The organism is Spirosoma migulaei (assembly GCF_054776855.1).
The window spans coordinates 155,540-173,324 of sequence record NZ_BAAHBG010000033.1; the positions used below are offsets into that span (position 1 = coordinate 155,540).

Below are 17,785 nucleotides of genomic sequence, written 5' to 3' on the forward strand. Positions count from 1 at the left end.
TGTATATTAACTTTTAAGTCTTTATCATTCAGTGAGTTGATTCTGAATATTAAGGACAAAATCAGTTGAAACGTCATTATCCTCAGCAATCTCTTCAATAGATAATTTTTGTCGAATTAGTGCTTTTTTCACTGCTTCTGCCTTCATTTCCTCAATCTTTCTCTTTTCTGCATTCACGGCTTCTGCATTAATAGCTGTGATACGGGCAAACTGGAATCGCTCCTCAGGAGACATTTTTCGTGTGTCTAACTCGTCAATAGCTTTCTTCAACCATTCTTCATTCCAAAAAGCCGGATACTGAGTTGGTTCCGTGACCGTGTGCAACGTCTTCATGGTGAAAATCAGTTTTTCTAAATCAGTTTGAATATCAACTGTATCCTTGTCAAATTTAGCTAATTCTACAGTGATAAACGACATTTGACTATCTATGAGTTCGCCTGATTCACTTCGTAGATTGGCTATAGTATGGTAACTAGTGATCGGTAGGATACTCTTTTCTAAAAATGCGATGCAATATATTTTAGGAAGGTTTGAATAATTGAATTGCCCACGTTCGACTAAAGTATTGAATTTATGAAGAGCATAGAATTTCATGCGTTGGATGAAGTTAGGCGCATGGGCTAACTGCATTTCAACTATAAACTGATTGCCCTGTTCGTCAGTGCAGGCTAAATCATAGATTCCACTTCGACTATCCACGGTGAGGGCTTCAAAAGCATTCTTTTCAAATTGCACATCATTGATTGGAACCGAAGATTTAATTAAAGCCTGAAGAGAAGTACGTAGAAAAAGCGTATTCGCTTCATTCCCAAAAGTGGCTTTAAATCCATAGTCGGATATAATTGGTATAAAGCGTTGTTCACTAATTTCGGGTATTTCCATAGCCCAATATTAACCACAAGAATTAACTTCAGAAAAGGCTAGTATTTATTTTAATGATTTTTGTGACATTAATTCTGCTTTGTTGAGAACTTTATTCTGTTCGACAAATCTTCCAAACACCCCCAATTCTTTCTGTCAAAGGCCATTTTTCCCAAATGTTTCCAAATTTGAGATCGTGTTTTGTAGACACCTGATCGTACCGTCGCCTAAGGTCGTTCAGGTTGTTGTGAATGAAACACGCTCTTTTTCATTGCTCCCGACAGCGATTCTCCAGCCGTTTCGCATACCGAACCCGAACTGGCTGTCTCCTGATGCTGGTTACAAGCCTGCTGACGTTTCAGGCGTCGGGGCAATCGCTCACGTTGAATCAGGTAGTCGAGCAGTCTGTTCGGCAATATCCGTTTCTAAAATCCAAACAGGCCGAAGTCAGTAGCGCCGAGCGACGACTCCAGGCCAGTCGGACCGAATTGCTGCCCACGGTGATCCTTCAGGATCAGTACAATTACGCCACCAGTAACAGCCTGAATAATTCCTTTTTTCCTAACGAAGGCACGAATATCTCGACCTCAGGTGGTGTTCGGGCTAACGCGATTTCTCAGGCTAGTTTCGGTAGTTATACCAGTGCTTCCATCGAGTGGCGAGCCATTACATTTGGGCGTATCAAAGCTAATCTGGGCGTCGCTAAAGCCGATCTTCAGCGGAGTCAGGTTGATTACGAGAATGAGATCTTTCAGCACCAGGTTCGCACCATTGATGCTTATTTGCTCCTGCTGATCAACCAGAAACTGGTTCAAATTCAGCGTAGTAACCTGGATCGGGCGCAGACCTTCAAGCGAGTAGTCGATGCGGGTGTCCGGTCGGGGATGCGGGCGGGTGTCGATAGTTCGCTGGCTACCGCCGAAGCCGTTCGGGCACGATTGCTTTTACTAAGCAGCCAGCAGCAGGAACAGGTGCAGCGACTCCGACTTTCCGAACTGGCAGGCCAGCTCCAGCCTACTATGCGGGTAGATAGTATGCGTTTTTATACCGCGCTCCCAAACGGTGCTTTTCTCTCCGATTCGCTTTCGCCCAAGAACCCGACCTTACAGTTATTTCAATCGCAGATAAACCTGTCGGCGGCTCGCAGTCTGGCGACCCAGCGATCTGGAATGCCCGTTATTTCGCTGGTTGGCGTAGGGAATGCACGGGGTTCGGGATTCTCGAATCAACAGGGCGATATTTTTCAGACTAATCAACTGAATGGCCTTGGTTATCAGGTTGGTAATTACCTGTTTGGTGTTGTGGCCCGCTGGAATCTAACCAACATGCTCCGTACCCGGCAGGATTATCAGGCCGACCAATTTCAGGTGGAACGATCGCGGCAGTTATTTAACACGCAGCGATTGCAGATCACCCGTCAATACCAGGAAGCCGACACCCAGTATCAGGTTGCACTGGAGCAAGCGCGTCAGGCCCCCATTCAGTTACAGGCCGCCCGGCAAGCCTACAATCAGGCAAGATCGCGCTATGAAAGTGGCTTAACGGATTTGGTAACCTTACTCCAAACGGTCGTTACGCTGAATCGTGCTGAAGTAGATGGCTACGTTGCCGTCAGTAATGTATGGCGGTTTCTGTTGCTCAAAGCGGCTGCTGAAGGGGATTTATCGCTGTTTATGAATCAAGTGAAATAAGGTTTTAGGTTTTTCGTGGTGTCAGGCTCTTAAACCTGACTAGAGCGGTTTCTCAAAACCGTCTGAGTAAGAGATGCATGTGGTTTTGAGAAACCGCTCTATGTCGGGTTTAAGAACCCGACACCACAGAAACAAACATCAAACTGCAAACCCAGTTTTTTATGTACAACATCATTCGTTCCGCGCTGCGTAAACCCATTTCGGTGGTTGTGGCGGTTATGGGGCTTCTGTTTTTTTCGGTGATGTCGCTGTTTACCATTCCGGTCGACATTTTCCCGAACCTCGATTTGCCCACCATTTATGTGGTGCAGCCCTATGGCGGTATGGCCCCCGACCAGATGGACGGCTTCATCGCGACGCGTTATCAGGATCACTTCCTGTATGTGTCGGGTATCCGCGATATCGACGTGAAAACCATTCAGGGGCTTTCGCTGATCAAACTCTCGTTCTATCCGGGAACGGATATGGCGCAGGCGGCTGCCGAAGTTGCCAACAATGTGTCACGGGCTAAAGCCTATATGCCGGAGGGAACGGTGCCGCCCCAGGTTGTCCGATTCGATGCCAGTTCGGTGCCGGTTGGACAATTGGTGTTTGAGAGCCAGAGTCGCTCGCTGAACGAAATTCAGGATTACGCTTCCTCGCGGGTGCGGCCGATGTTCTCCCGAATTCCGGGGGTATCCAGTCCACCGCCGTTCGGGGGTAACCAGCGGACGGTGATCATCAAGGTGAATCCGCAACTGGTTCGTAGCTATCAGCTAACGCCCGAAGAGGTTATTAAATCGATTGTGACGAATAACCAGCCTTCGCCAGCGGGTAATATTCGCATCGGCGATAAGGCGTTGATGACACCGGTTAACTCGCTGATAAAACGCCCGGAAGATTTCCTGAACATTCCAATTCGGGTTGGCTCAGGACCGACAGTATTCGTGCGGGACATTGGTACGGTAGAAGATGGTGCCGACGTAACGGTGAGTTACGCGTTGGTCAATGGCCGTCGGGCGGTCTATATTCCGGTTGTTAAAAAGTCGGATGCCTCCACGCTCGATGTGGTGAATAATATCCGAAAAGCCCTGCCTGAACTTCGCGCTGCGGTGCCGGAAGATGTGAAGATCTCCTACGAATTCGACCAGTCGGTGTACGTAACCAACGCCCTGAAAAGCCTCGTAACCGAAGGTATTCTTGGGGCTGTATTGACGGGTTTAATGGTACTGCTTTTCCTCCGTGACTGGCGAAGTGTAATCATTGTGGTTGTGACCATCCCGATTTCGATCCTATCGGCGGTGATCATGCTGAATCTGTGTGGGCAAACCATCAACATCATGACCCTATCGGGGTTGGCGCTGGCCATCGGGATTCTGGTGGATCAGGCTACGGTGACGATCGAGAATATTCACCAGCATCTGGAAACCGGTAAACCGAAAGCTGTTGCCATCTGGGATGCCTGTAAGGAAATTGTTTTCCCGGAATTCCTGATTCTGCTGGCAATTCTGGCCGTATTTGCCCCCGCCTTTGTAATGAGTGGCGTACCCCGATCCATGTTCCTGCCGCTGTCGCTATCCGTAGGTTTTGCCATGATCGCGTCGTTCCTGCTCTCGCAAACGTTCGTTCCTGTGCTAGCCAACTGGCTGCTGAAAAGCCATCCCACGCATGAAGCGCCAACATTAGCACTCGATGCGCAGGAGCGCCATGCCATGCTTGAGGAGGGTGCTCATCCAGTCAAGAATGCAGTTGGTTTTGAGAAATTCAAGCAACGGTATTCGTCGCTACTTGAAAAAATCCTGAACCGAAGAGGATTGATTGTTGGTGGCTATCTGATTGGCAGTCTGGCTATTATCGTTGCCTGCTTTCTATTTATTGGAACGGATATTCTGCCGCACGGCAACAGCCACCAGTTGCAAATGCGCCTTCGTATTCCCGATGGAACGCGCGTTGAACGGACTGAAATGGCTACGCTGAAAGTGCTGGATATTATTAAAGAGTCCGTCGGGAAAGACAATGTGGAAATCTCGTCGGCTTACGTCGGAACGGTTCCATCTAGCTACGGTACATCCAATATTTTCGTGTTCAACAGTGGGCCTCATGAAGCTGTTTTGCAGGTCTCGCTAAAGGAAGAGCATCCTGTTAAAATGGACGATCTGAAAGAGGAACTTCGGACGAAAATTGCCAAAGCATTACCGGCTGCCAGCATCTCGTTTGAACCGATTGAGCTGACCGAAAAAATCATGAGTCAGGGGGCTTCGACGCCAATTGAGGTGACGGTTGCCGCTAAAGACATCAAAGAAGCCGGACGCTTTGCCAACAAGATTCGGGCGCGGATGTTGACAATTGATTTCCTGCGCGATGTGCAGATTCCCCAACCACTCGCTTACCCGGTTCTGAACGTAACCATGAACCGCGAACGGGCTGGTCAACTGGGCGTTACATCGACACAAGTTGCCCGCTCAATGGTGGCCGCTACATCGTCCAGCCGTTTTACGGATAAAAATCTCTGGCTTGATGAGTCGAAAGGATTGGCCTATCAGGTACAGGTGCAGATTCCTGAATACCAGATGAGCAGTGCCAGCGACATTGGCAACATTCCCCTGCGAAGTGGCGAAATGCGCCCGCTGTTATCAGATGTGGCCACGTTTTCGGAGAGTACGGCACCGGGAGAATATGACCGCGCTGGCCCAAACCGACTGGTAACGATTACGGCAAACTTGCAGAAAAAAGACCTTGGGTCGGCGCAGAAAGCGGTAGAAAACGCCATCAAAGAAGCGGGTGAACCTCCTCGGGGTGTGCTTGTCGAAATGGGTGGACAAACCAACCTCCTGACCGATACCCTGAATAGTTTGCAAACGGGTCTGCTGGTGGCCATTGTGATCATTTTCCTGTTGCTGGCGGCTAACTATCAATCGTTCAAGTTATCACTGGTGATTCTGGCGGCTATTCCTGCCGTGGTTGCTGGTGCGTTACTTATGCTGCTGGCTTGTGGCGCTACGCTGAATCTGCAATCGTATATGGGGCTGATTATGTCGGTGGGGGTATCGGTAGCCAACGCCATCCTGATGGTGACCAATGCGGAGAACCTGCGGCTCGAAATTGGCGATACGCGTAAGGCGGTTGTCTTGGCCGCTAATAGCCGGATTCGGCCGATTCTAATGACCAGTATTGCCATGATTGCTGGTATGGTGCCGATGGCATCGGGACTGGGTGAAGGGGGGGATCAGATTGCCCCACTTGGACAAGCCGTTATCGGTGGACTGATTGCCTCTACACTGGCGGCTCTCTTGATTTTGCCCTGTGTATTTACGCAGCTTCAGGCGAAAGCCACGACCCAATCTGTATCACTCGACCCGGAAGATCCGGAAAGCAAATTCTACCATCAGGAACTGAGTCATAGTGTATAGTATAGATTCTTTTGATTCTGAAGATTCTATGGTTTCTGAGGAATAAAATAACTACGATTTAGAATCTACAGAATCACCAGTTAAGAACAGTCAATCAGTCAACCATTGTCTATATGAAATCGCTTTTTAATCTAACCATATCTGTCGCCACTGCTGCCGGAATTGCCGCCTGCTCGACGGCCAGCAGCGATAATAAAACGACTGCGGCCAAGGAACCCGAAGCCCAGCAGGTTGCGGTGACGACTGTGCAGGAATTACAACCCAGCAAGCGCGTTACACTGCCCGGCGAATTGAAGCCCTGGAATCGGGTGAACATGTACGCCAAAGTAAAAGGTTTCGTGCGCGATATTTCGGTGGATCGGGGAACGCTGGTTCGCAAAGGGCAGGTACTGGCCCGGCTCGATGCCCCCGAAGTAATTTCGGAACTGAGCCAGGCGCAGGCGCAGGTTCAAGCGCAGGAGGCTACGTTGGTCGAACAAACAACCCGCGCCCGTGCCAGTCGATTAACCTACAATCGACTGCTGCAAACGGCCAAAATGGAGGGTGCGGTATCGGCCAATGAAATCGATCAGGCGCTCGCCAGAATGCAGGGCGACAGTGCCATGGTAGCCGTAGCGAGGGGTACGGTTCAGGCTGCCCGGTCGAACTACCAGGCCAAAACCGAACTTCGGCAATACCTCACTATTACGGCTCCTTTCGACGGTATGGTGATTGAGCGGAACATCAGTCCTGGTGCGCTGGTCGGTGCGGGCGATAGCGGCAAACCGCTGTTCGTACTGGAAGACAGCCGGACGTTGCGGTTGACGGTGGCCATTCCGGAGTCGTTTGCCAATCAGCTACAGGCAAAAAGTGCCGTTTCCTTTACGGTGAACGCCATGCCTAACCGCCAGTTCAATGCGAAACTGGCCCGCTCTGCCCAAAGTTTAGTAGAAGCCAATCGCTCCATGATGGCGGAATTTGACGTTGCCAATCCCGGCCACGAATTGAAAGCGGGTATGTACGCTGAAGTGTTAATGCCAATCGAACGAACCGGGAAAACCATGTTCGTACCCACAACATCGGTGGTTAGCTCCAGCGAAAAAATGTTTGTGATCAAAGTCAACGACAACCGGGCGCAGTGGGTATCGGTACAAAAAGGCAACGTGCTGGATAGCTTAGTCGAAGTCTTCGGCGATGTACAACCCGGCATGACCATTGTGAAAACCGCTTCCGAAGAAATTCGGGATGGTCAGGAAGTAAAGGGTGTGAAGAAATAGAGTTTCTATTGTGAGTTATTGTGATGTCAGTTTCTTAAAACTGACACGCGAGGTTTCTCAAAACCTAACGAATTACAGTAGGTTTTGAGAAACCTCACTGTGTCGGATTTTAAGAATCCGATACCACTGTAAATCCGGAATCACCCCATTTCAGTACAATAAATACGGCCTTATCTCGCCAACCCACGCTTCACAAATCAGCAGTTTGTGAAGCGTTTTTGTGAACTCTGCAATAGGGAGCTCAAAAAGTGATTCCGAATCGGGAATGCCTAACAGCTTATCCAGATGATGTTTTCCGCTCGGATTAACGTGGGTTGGATAGGTCGCCCATGTAAAGTTATCTGGCTGGTGATCATAGACTAGTTTGATGAAAAGCAGTCCAGACAAAACGGGTTTGAAGCTAGCTGCATCCATAACATGAAACATGACTCCCCGGCATAGTTGTCCTGCGTATTTGCCACTTTGTGGTGTAAATGTAATGGCTCGTCCGACAATGCCTGATAAGCCCAATTCATTGAACTGAGTGGTTACTTGATGAGCATCCAGCCAGGGCGCTCCTGCGATTTGAAACGGCGTAGCTGTTCCGCGACCTTCACTGAGGTTGGTCGCTTCCAACAGACCTAAACCGGGATAGAGCAAAGCTGCTTCGGCATTGACCATAGCGGGCGAAGTCGGTACAAAAGACGGCTGCCAATCACGCGCAAATGTTTCCCGATGCCAGCCTTCGGCTTTAATAACCGTAAGGTTTAGCGACGGCATTCGTTGCTGTTGCCAGTACCTTGTCAGTTCACCAAATGTACAGGAATGCCGTAGGGGCATTTGCCATCGGCCAATGAACGAAGAACACGCATCCTCGTTCAATAACGGCCCTTCTACCAGTTCCATGCGCCCCGAAAGAGGATTAGGCCGATCAAGAAGAATTAAGGATTTCTGGTGAAGCGTACAGGCTTCCATGATGTGCGTGAGCGTCCACAGATAGGTGTAAAAACGAGAACCGACGTCGGGTAGATCGACAATAACGACGTCCACATCGGCTAAATCTTCTGCCGAAGGTTGAAGCTTATTGCCGTATAAACTGACGATTGGTAAACCCGTTAAGGCATCAAGTCCATTAGGCATCAACAGGCCATCCTCGCCAATTGCTTCCAGGCCATGTTCAGGAGAAAATAGCTTAACGATTGGGTAGCCAGCAGAAAGTAGCGCTTGCCGGGAGGGGATGTAAGACGCCGTTGTTGCCGCCTGATTCGTGACGAGTGCTAGTCGCTGGTGTTGATAGGTAGGAGTTTGTTTTAAGAAAATATCTACGCCAAATTGGACTGTCATGGGAAGAGGAGCTTTGTGTGATGTCAGATGCTCACATCTGACACAAAAGGTTTCTCAAAACCTATCGGTGCAACTAGTAGGTTTTGAGAAACCTCATTTGTCGGTTATAAGTAACCGACACCACTATACAAGGGATGGTTCAAGCTGGCTAGTAAATTCACTTATTTCATACGAATATGCTCGGGCCGCGGGCCAACACCAATCAGGTAAGCGGGCAAGCGACGGATCAACGATACGTGTTTGAACAACCAGAGAATAACTGGAGGAAAAGTAGCCGGATTGGTTACCGACGCATTGATCAGCCGCTTGTGAACGAAGATTTGTCCCGATTGAATAATTCGAACCGGCCACAGACGTCGGCGTTGAATACGGTCTAATTCGGCACTAGTAACAGGGCCCTTTTGAAGCGAAGACGTCAGTTGATTAGCCGCAGCAACGGCATCCTGAATGGCCATGTTGACCCCCACACCCCCCGCTGGCGACATGGCGTGGGCGGCATCGCCAATGCACAAGAGGCCCGGTTTATACCATTGCCGTAAACGGTCAATTTTGACGGTCAGTAGACTGATTTGATCCCAGGTTTTTAATTCCTTTACATAGTTGCCGACGAACGGGGCCAGGCTCAGAATATCGGCTTGTAAGGCCGCAATACCCCGTTGTTTTATTGGCTCAAATTGACCTTTCGGAATGATATAGCCACATTGGAAATAATTCTGACGGTCAATCAGAACCATGAACTGGCCCGATTTAAAATACCCTAATGACTGTTCGCCGAGCGCAGGATCTTTCGGAATCCGCATCCACAATACATCAATCGGAACCCCAAAATCCTGAACTTTCAGGCCCGCTTTTTCCCTAATGATAGACTTTCGGCCATCGGTGCCCACGACTAAATCGGCCCGTATTTCCAATTCACCCGTGGGTGAAGTAGCTCGCACACCTACGACCTTCCCACTTTCCTCAATCAGATCAGTGGCTTCGGTTTCCAGGTGCAGATGAAACGTCGGGAATTGCCTGGCTTTGTCGGCCAGGAAGTTCAGGAAGTCCCACTGGGGCATGAAAGCAATAAATTTACATTTTGTAGGCAGGTGTGCGAAGTCTGCGATAGGAATAGTTTTTCCCTCAATGGTTGCATGAACCGCCCGTAGTTCCTGATGAGGAAGTTTAAGGAACTCATCTAACAAACCCAGTTCAACCAGTAATTCCAGCGTGGATGGGTGAATGGTATCACCCCGAAAATCGCGCAGGAAATCTTTATGTTTTTCCAGGATAATCACCTCTACCCCCGACCGGGCCAATAGAAAACCCAGCATCATACCAGCTGGTCCACCGCCTACAATACAGCAACGTGTTGTAAGTACTCTCTGATTTTGGTGAGCCTGTTGCATCGCTATATGGTCGTTTTTGAAACAAATAATCCGGTTGAGGTTGTTTACTCCTTTATTGACAACGAATTTTCAATCATACAGTTTCTCATGTCTTTTTATTCGTACCCTCCCGACTATTTACTTTTTGATTCCGCCCGAAAAGGCGATGTTGCTACTATTAATCAGCTGACTGCTTCTGGCGTCGATGTGAATATACAGGATGAAAAAGGCTTCTCGCCTTTGATTTTAGCTGCCTATGGTGGACATCTGGAGGCTACTAAAGCTTTATTGGATACCAAGGCTGATGTGAATGGGCAGGATGCGAGTGGCAATACAGCATTAATGGGCGTTTCGTTCAAAGGGTATCCCGAGATTGCCCGCCTGCTAATTGAGCACGGGGCCGACCTGAATCTGCAAAATGGAAATGGGGGTACCGCGCTGATGTTCGCTACATTATTTGGCCGGAATCAGTTGGTGAAAATACTCCTCGAGGCAGGAGCCGATACGTCTATTTTAGATAATCGGGGGCTGAGCGCTCGTAATCTGGCTATTCAGCAGGGAAATGAAGAAGCATTGCAACTGTTGCAATGAGCCAAGTCGATGGCGCAAGGCTCTTGTCTTGTGCCTACTATTCACCAGCCTCTGGCCGAACGAACTAAACTTAGCAAGTTCCGGCCAGAGGCCGGTGAATAGTAGGCACAAGGCAGGAGCCTTGCGCCATCAAGCCATCGACTTGCTTACTTCCCGCCTGGTCGGGTAGGGCGTACCTCAATTTTGCTGGGTAACGTACGCGGGTTCATTTTCAGCAAATCGGAAACGATCTGGCCAATATCTTCAGGCTGGATTTTCCAGGCGTCTTTGTCGCTGGGCTGGTGGTCATTGAAATAGGTAGCCACAGAACCCGGCATGATGGTGGATACTTTGATGCCTTCTTTACGCAAATCGAGCATAACAGCCTGCGTGAAGCCTACCAAACCGAACTTGCTGGCATTATAGGCAGCTCCGTTCTCGAAGAAATTGGTGCCTGCCAGACTCGCAATCGTGATGAAGTACCCTTCCGATTTTTTCAACGCATTCAGCGTGGCCTTAGCGGTGTAAAAAACACCGGTCAGGTTGATGTCGATGGTTTCTTGCCATTGTTCGGGAGTGAGTTCCTGAATGGGAGCAAAGTGACCTACGCCTGCGTTTGCTATGACGTAATCCAGTTGGCCCCATTGGTTTAAAATGGCCTCTACCGCTTTCTGCTGCGATGCCAGATCACGAACATCGGCAGCTACACCGAGCGCATAACCCGGCTTAATTTCATTCAATTTCGCGGCTGCTAATTCAGCGGCTACCGATGAGCGACTGGTAATGGCAACCTTGATACCTTCGTTAATTAACACTTCGGCAATGCCGTAGCCAATGCCTTTCGATCCGCCTGTAATAAGGGCTGTTTTTGTACTATCTGCCATGAGAAATTCGATACGCATCGTTTAAATCAGTTGTGCGTATGTCGGGAGAATAACGCCAGAGATGTACGAAGGGTTTACGGAGTGGCTGAAAGTTAACCTCCCGCTTTTTTTGCTTTGTAGCCTTTACCGGTAAGCCACGCCAGAGCCTTATCCCGGTGGTCGCCCTGAATCAGGATTTCATCGTCTTTGGTAGAGCCGCCCGCTCCACAGGCCGATTTGAGTTGCTTTCCTAAGTCCGCTAAATCAGCATCTGTGCCGATAAAGCCTCGTATTGCTGTCACTACTTTGTTACCCCCTAACTTCACCAGCCAGATTTTAAGTGTTTGCTGGGCTGGAGGCAATGTTTCGGCTTCAGGCTGTTCATCGGACTGGTATTGAAAGTTGGGATCAGTAGAATAGACTACCCCGACAGGTCGGTTTTTCTTGCTCATGGCTAACTGTATTTATGAGCAAATCTAATGCGTTTTGTGGATTAAATATAGAACGCTGATGACGCAGATTTTTATGATTTTCACAAATAAAATCTATATAGATTATAAAAATCTGTGTCATCAGCGTTCTATATTTTAAAGTTCCATCAACTGCCGAACGGCATCGCCGTACGTGCTACCGCTGGTTAATTTTGTTCCTTTTTTATCGCTCATCGCCAGCATGAATTTGCCGTCGAAATGGCGATGAATTTCGACGATTTTATGCCGGTTAACCATAACTGATCGACTGACCCGGACGAAAGTATCGGGTAATTTTTCGTTCAGTGTTGTCAATGTATAGGTCGTCAGGAATTTCTGGCCATCCATCGTAGACAGGAAGACATATTTATCTTCGGCTTCAAAGTAGGCGATGTCTGAGAGGGGAATCAATTTGATTTTTTCACCTGTTTTCACCGAGATCGAGTAAACTTCTTTCTTTGGTTGCATCTGCGCCAGAAGCCGCATAACGCTCTCGGTCATTGGGTTTTGCGTCGTTTGAATCGTTTCGCTTCGTTCAGTTAATAGTTTGATTTTCTGGATAGTACGATTTAGTCGATCTGCTTCGATGGGCTTCAGCAGATAGTCGATGGAGTTTTCTTCAAACGCCCGAATAGCGTACTGGTTGAACGCGGTGGCAAACACAACCATCGGCATGGCTGTCAGTCGGGAGAGCATTTCGAAACCGTTGAGTAGGGGCATTTCGATGTCCAGGAAAATCAGATCCGGCCGTTCAGCTTCGATGAGTGTCAACCCTTCGGCCCCATTAGGAGCTTCACCTATAATGTCAACCGCATCGCGGTGTTTATCTAAAAGACGGCGCAGTCGACTAATGGCTAGTGATTCGTCGTCAACGAGGATCGTTCGTAAGGGGAGTACCATAAACTATAGAGATTAAGCTTCAGGCGTTAACGAAGCGTGACTACTTTGAATTTTGGTCATCAGGATGGATAGCAGAACCTGTTTGAGGGGCCAGTTCTGTAGTTCAACCCGAGCGTCGTCGCCATAAAGTAATTTAAGTTTATCCTGAATACTGCGCAGCCCATAGCCACCATCCATATCGTCGGGGAAAGCCGGGCCATTGTCGTGGACACAAAGGTTTAATTCACCGTTTTTCTCGTAGATCCGAACATCGATCCGACCCGAGTCGGCGCGTTTGGCAATCCCGTGTTTGATGGCGTTTTCAACAATGGGTTGCAATAGAAACTGGGGTAATTTCAGGTCGTTCAACGCCGGATCAGACACTTCTACGCTAAACGTAAGTCGGTTGCCAAAGCGTACCTGTTCTACTTTTAGATAGGTCCGAACCATCTCCAGTTCGTCGGCCAGTGTAGCGAAAAGTTCACCATCCCGCCCGGTCGAATACCGGAAGAGTTTCGATAGTAATAGCGTCATTTCTTCCGCTTTATCAGGATCATCGTGCACTAAACTGGCAATGCTGTTAAGGGCATTGTACAGGAAGTGGGGATTGATTTTAGCCTGCAATGCATCCAGTTCAGCGCGGGTTTTGAGCTTTTCCATATTGAGCAACTGGAACTCCTGCTCCGAAAGTTTACGGGTGAGTTGGCGGCCCTGCTGTAAGACATAGAGGAAAATATTGGCAATCAATAAGTCGCCCAGAGCGTAAATATACCAGGGAGCCGTTTCCTCAATAATTCCTGGCCGCTTCATTAATTCGTCGACATATGGCTTGAGTAATATAAAATATAAGCCCGTATTGACGGCGAAAATACTGACCAAAACCGCAAAACTAACCACCAGATGCCGTTGCCAGATGGCCGGGAATTGACGGCTAAGCCAACCTGACAATGCCCATGTTAAGAGAAATACAACGGCCCCATTGGTCATATTCTGAACGATCAGAAACCGATAGAGGCCCGCCATTGTGGGGTCTTTGGCGTTGATAATCAGGTTGGTGAAATAGATGATTGCGTTGCATCCATACACAAGCAGGGCGCCCAGAAACATGCCGATGAGCGTTCCCCAGCCTGATTTTTGCAGAATAGTCGTCAGCGTAATTTGCTCAGGGAGGGATTCTGCCGCTGGATTCCGGTATTTACTACGTCCGGCGAAATTGAACGTAGCTCCTTCCACATTGGCCCCGTTCAGATCGACATTTTCCAGTGAGCAGAAATTCAAGTTTGCTTCGTATAAATCAGCATTGGCAAACGTAGCGCCACTTAGGTTTGAAAAACTCAGATCGGCTCCCCGGAGAATGGCTCCGCTAAAATTAGCCTTGTCGAGGTTTGAAAAACGAAAATCAGCCTGGGTCAGATCAAGGCCACTGAAATCAAAGTGAGCTAGGTCTGAGCCCATCATATTGAGTCGTCGGCCATTTTTACCAATCGTACCGATGAGTTGTTCGCGGGTCATTTCATTAGTTGATAAGTTGATAAGTTGATAAGTTGGTAAGTCAGTAAATAGATGGCGCGTTAAGCGTATTCTCGCATCAGCCATTTACTGACTAGCCGACTTATTTCTAAAAGTAGTAAATTTTTCAACGGACTATTTCAACCCTGTTATGATTGATTAGTTGCGTTTTAAGGCCATGAGCAATCGCTGAAATAAGCCCGGTTTTTGAATACGACAATTGTGAAAAGCTCTAATTTTCCACTGTCCATTGATTTTAATCAAGACCATCGTTTGAATGGAAAGTCGGTCCAACGGCGGCTTTTTCTGGAAACGAAGTTGAATGGTGCCAGTAGAATGAGAAATGGCTATTGTATTGCTCAGGAAAGCTATCGAAGCCTGTTCAGGTCCTGTATGCATGGTTGAACCTTTTAGGGCCCATGAGGTAAATAGATCATAGTGTATCTGCTGATTTTCTTCTCTACCTTTTATGTGTTGTCCGGCAAACGTAACATAGTCACAGTCATCGGTTAGCAATTCGGCAAAGGCCTTGGCGTTTCCTGTATTCCAGGCAGTTGCCAGTTGTTCAAAGACCCAACGAATAGCGATCTCTTCCGAGTTAGCTGTAGTTGCTTTTGTTAGTTCTGTCGTTGATTTCATTTGCGTTTACCTGCTTTATTAACTCAGCTATTTACGGTTCATCTACATTCGCTTTGGCCTTTTTCGATCGCTTAATTATACAATCGGCAACGAAACTCCTGTGCAACAGCCTAGTGCGTCTGGCCTGCTCTGCGATTGGGTGGATCAAAACTATAGTTCCTAATAGGTGGTCGTATACATTTTCCGACGAATGCCAGTACGTATGGGGTGAAATAGGGTAGGGGAGAGATGAAGTAATTTCGTAGTATTGGAAAACCAAACGTAATTTCTGTACAAGAAACACCTGCGTTGGGCTAACATTTGGCTATACGCTTTGTTAGTAACCTATTAACTTGAGCTTCTTTGACTACTTCGTTGATCTGCTTTCCTCTTTCTATCGGCCAACTTCGTCCCTGGCGCGAGGGTGATGAAGAGTCGTTGGTTCGGCATGCCAGCAATCGGCATATCTGGAACAATGTTCGCGACTTTTTTCCGTATCCATACACGCCCCGCGATGCACATTCATGGGTACGCTCCAACAAATCCTATCAACAGCCTAACAACCTGGCGGTAGAAATAGATGGGCAAGCGGTTGGTAATATAGGCTTTACGGTAAAGGATGATATTTACCGATACAATGCCGAAATCGGGTATTGGATCAGCGAAGATTACTGGGGGAGGGGTGTTATGACCCAGGCTGTACCGATTATGACAAATTATATCTTTCAGAATTTCCAGGTTAATCGCATCTTTGCATGCGTGTTGGAGGGAAATATTGGCTCGATGCGTGTACTTGAAACTGCCGGATATACACATGAAGCAATTCATCGGAAAGCAGCGGTTAAAAACAATCAGTATTTAGACGAACATATTTTTTCTATCCTCCGCTCTGAACATCGAGAGTTAAATTCCTCAACCACTAAGCGTTAGTTAGCCATTGTTTCCGAGTTCAGTTTATTTTCATGATGTGCTGGCTAAAACTTACTTAACTATACGCCATTTTTTGTGGTTAACTTGTTGAACCTTACCGCTTCGGCGGACCCACTATTCATGCCGAAGATAGTGATTGCAATTGACGGATATTCCAGTTGTGGAAAAAGCACAACGGCTAAGGCGGTGGCCGCCCAGATGGGCTATGGATATATTGACACTGGAGCAATGTACCGCGCTGTTAGCCTGTATTTTATGCAGGAACATGTTGCACTTTCCAGTGAGAAAGAAGTAACAGAAGCCCTCGAAAAAATCCACATTACGTTTAAGCATAATACCCGTACGGGCAGGAACGAAACTTACCTGAATGGCCTGAACGTAGAGGAGGAAATTCGGAAAATGTACATCTCCAATATTGTAAGCGAGGTGAGTGCCATTCCTGAAGTGCGTTGGGCTATGGTGGCACAACAGCAGAAAATGGGCCGCCGTCGGGGACTGGTTATGGATGGCCGGGATATTGGAACAAAGGTGTTTCCGGACGCTGAAGTGAAGGTGTTTATGACTGCCGATACCTACACCCGGGCCAAACGCCGACAGCAGGAACTATTGGCGAAAGGAGAACTGGTTAATCTTCAGGATATAATCAATAATTTAGAGAAACGGGATCGTATTGATACAACCCGCGCCGAAAGCCCACTTGTACAGGCGCCTGATGCCGTGTTGTTAGATACATCGCATATGACCATCGAAGAACAGGTTGACTGGGTCATTGAACTCGCCGACCATCGTCTGGCCGAACTTCATCGTAAGCGGGAACGAAAGTTACTGATGAAGTAGTGGAGTCGGTAACGAAGTGAAATAGGTGGAGTAGGTGTGGTAAGTCAATAGAGTACATTGTCTCCAGCACCCATTTTACTTATTCCACTCACTTCACTACTTCCACTCACTCCACCCATTTCACTTACTCCACCAACTACGAATGAACGTTGATTTTTTGATTGTGGGTCAGGGTGTGGCCGGGTCGGTGCTGGCCTGGACGCTTGATCAGCGTGGTTGCTCGGTTATACTCGCCGACGATCCTGCCCTTCCCTCGGCGTCGTCGGTAGCCGCTGGCATCGTCAATCCGCTCACGGGCCGCAAACTCGTTCATACCTGGAAGGCCAACGAGTTATTTCCCTTTCTGCATCAGTTTTATTCGGGTATTGAACAGGAACTCAACGTCCGCTTCTTTCATCCAAAAAATATTTATCGCCCATTCCGCTCACTTGCTGAACAAACGAGCTATGTGGCAATAGCAAATGACCCTGATGTGCAACAATATGTTTCTAAAGCTGTTGATAACCAGGCGTATAGTAAGTTTATTGCTAATCCGTTTGGAGGGCTTGAAGTAACCCAGGCTGGCTGGTTGGATTTAACGGAGTTCATCAGAATTATAAAGGGTTATTTTATAAAAAAAAATCAATATTTTGAAGGGTATGTCCGTGTTGAAGATCTGAAAATCAGCGAGACTACTACCGACTATCAGGGGCTTACTATCGGGAAAGTTATATTTTGTGATGGGGTTCAAGCCCGCGAGAATTCATTATTTGACTGGCTTCCGTACAATCCTGTGAAAGGGCAGCTTCTGACAGCGGTTGCGGAGAATTACTCTATTAAGAACATAGTTAATCAGGGAATTTTTATTTTGCCTGTTCGGGATGGGTTGTTGAAGATTGGTGCTACCTATAGCTGGCATGACCTGGATTGGCAAACAACGGACGATGGTCGTGCGTTTTTAGAGTCGAAAGTACGCGAGCTTTTGAAAGTTCCGTACCAGGTGGTAGCGCAGCAGGCCGGTATCCGTCCGTCGACCAAAGATCGGCGACCGTTTATTGGCTTACATCCAACCCAACCGGCGGTTGGTATTTTTGGAGGTATGGGTACAAAAGGGGTATCACTGGCTCCGTATTTGGCTGAACAGTTTTCCCGTCATTTACTAGATGGCGAAGATTTGGAGCCGGAAGCGAATATTAGCCGCTATGTTTCGTTATAGTAACACGAATCAGAATAGTAGATGTAA

15 protein-coding genes are annotated in these 17,785 nt (G+C 47.9%); 7 read left to right on the top strand and 8 right to left on the bottom strand.

All coding sequences use genetic code 11. The annotated features are described in order from the left end of the window. Positions 1–24: 24 nt before the first annotated feature. Entirely contained in the window at positions 25–882 is an 858-nt protein-coding gene (locus ACYVGO_RS30460) for an Rpn family recombination-promoting nuclease/putative transposase (RefSeq protein ID WP_460972546.1), read from the bottom strand. A gap of 230 nt (positions 883–1,112) precedes the next feature. Between ACYVGO_RS30460 and ACYVGO_RS30465 the strand changes: the two genes are divergently transcribed. The 3 genes from ACYVGO_RS30465 (at position 1,113) to ACYVGO_RS30475 (ending at position 7,197) form a co-directional block, all read left to right on the top strand. Next, positions 1,113–2,552, top strand: a complete 1,440-nt coding sequence (locus ACYVGO_RS30465) for a TolC family protein (RefSeq protein ID WP_460972547.1) — start codon at positions 1,113–1,115, stop codon at positions 2,550–2,552. A gap of 161 nt (positions 2,553–2,713) precedes the next feature. Beyond that, on the top strand, positions 2,714–5,941 hold the full coding sequence (locus ACYVGO_RS30470) for an efflux RND transporter permease subunit (protein ID WP_460972548.1): 3,228 nt from the start codon (positions 2,714–2,716) through the stop codon (positions 5,939–5,941). 113 nt (positions 5,942–6,054) lie between these two features. After that, positions 6,055–7,197 carry an efflux RND transporter periplasmic adaptor subunit gene (locus ACYVGO_RS30475; RefSeq protein WP_460972549.1) on the top strand — a complete coding sequence of 381 codons (1,143 nt, stop codon included), beginning with the start codon at positions 6,055–6,057 and terminating at the stop codon, positions 7,195–7,197. 150 nt (positions 7,198–7,347) lie between these two features. On the opposite strand, the gene ACYVGO_RS30480 is transcribed toward ACYVGO_RS30475, so the two are convergent. Together ACYVGO_RS30480 and ACYVGO_RS30485 are read right to left on the bottom strand one after the other, a co-directional pair. After that, a complete protein-coding gene (locus tag ACYVGO_RS30480; RefSeq protein ID WP_460972550.1) occupies positions 7,348–8,520 on the bottom strand; it encodes an exo-beta-N-acetylmuramidase NamZ family protein in 1,173 nt (390 codons plus the stop codon). 161 nt (positions 8,521–8,681) lie between these two features. Further along, positions 8,682–9,908, bottom strand: a complete 1,227-nt coding sequence (locus ACYVGO_RS30485) for an FAD-dependent oxidoreductase (RefSeq protein WP_460972551.1) — start codon at positions 9,906–9,908, stop codon at positions 8,682–8,684. A gap of 87 nt (positions 9,909–9,995) precedes the next feature. On the opposite strand from ACYVGO_RS30485, the gene ACYVGO_RS30490 reads away from it, so the two are divergent. Further along, a complete protein-coding gene (locus tag ACYVGO_RS30490; protein WP_460972552.1) occupies positions 9,996–10,478 on the top strand; it encodes an ankyrin repeat domain-containing protein in 483 nt (160 codons plus the stop codon). Between the two features lie 146 nt (positions 10,479–10,624). Here ACYVGO_RS30490 and ACYVGO_RS30495 read toward each other — a convergent pair whose 3' ends face one another. From ACYVGO_RS30495 to ACYVGO_RS30515, 5 genes are all read right to left on the bottom strand, one after another. Continuing rightward, positions 10,625–11,341, bottom strand: coding sequence for an SDR family oxidoreductase (locus tag ACYVGO_RS30495; protein ID WP_460972813.1), 717 nt, complete (start codon positions 11,339–11,341; stop codon positions 10,625–10,627). A 92-nt stretch (positions 11,342–11,433) separates the two neighbouring features. Beyond that, a complete protein-coding gene (locus ACYVGO_RS30500) occupies positions 11,434–11,772 on the bottom strand; it encodes a translation initiation factor (RefSeq protein ID WP_460972553.1) in 339 nt (112 codons plus the stop codon). Positions 11,773–11,907: 135 nt separating this feature from the next. After that, positions 11,908–12,690 (bottom strand): LytR/AlgR family response regulator transcription factor, encoded by a 783-nt coding sequence (locus tag ACYVGO_RS30505; protein WP_460972554.1) that lies wholly within the window; start codon positions 12,688–12,690, stop codon positions 11,908–11,910. 12 nt (positions 12,691–12,702) lie between these two features. Then, positions 12,703–14,181 (bottom strand): histidine kinase, encoded by a 1,479-nt coding sequence (locus ACYVGO_RS30510; protein WP_460972555.1) that lies wholly within the window; start codon positions 14,179–14,181, stop codon positions 12,703–12,705. A gap of 156 nt (positions 14,182–14,337) precedes the next feature. Beyond that, complete coding sequence (locus ACYVGO_RS30515) at positions 14,338–14,817, bottom strand: SgcJ/EcaC family oxidoreductase (protein WP_460972556.1); 480 nt, start codon at positions 14,815–14,817, stop codon at positions 14,338–14,340. A gap of 342 nt (positions 14,818–15,159) precedes the next feature. Between ACYVGO_RS30515 and ACYVGO_RS30520 the strand changes: the two genes are divergently transcribed. The 3 genes from ACYVGO_RS30520 (at position 15,160) to ACYVGO_RS30530 (ending at position 17,758) form a co-directional block, all read left to right on the top strand. Continuing rightward, positions 15,160–15,726, top strand: a complete 567-nt coding sequence (locus tag ACYVGO_RS30520) for a GNAT family N-acetyltransferase (protein WP_460972557.1) — start codon at positions 15,160–15,162, stop codon at positions 15,724–15,726. Positions 15,727–15,846: 120 nt separating this feature from the next. Continuing rightward, positions 15,847–16,563, top strand: a complete 717-nt coding sequence (gene cmk, locus ACYVGO_RS30525; RefSeq protein ID WP_142774701.1) for a (d)CMP kinase — start codon at positions 15,847–15,849, stop codon at positions 16,561–16,563. A 142-nt stretch (positions 16,564–16,705) separates the two neighbouring features. Next, positions 16,706–17,758 carry an NAD(P)/FAD-dependent oxidoreductase gene (locus ACYVGO_RS30530; RefSeq protein ID WP_460972558.1) on the top strand — a complete coding sequence of 351 codons (1,053 nt, stop codon included), beginning with the start codon at positions 16,706–16,708 and terminating at the stop codon, positions 17,756–17,758. Positions 17,759–17,785 lie beyond the last annotated feature (27 nt).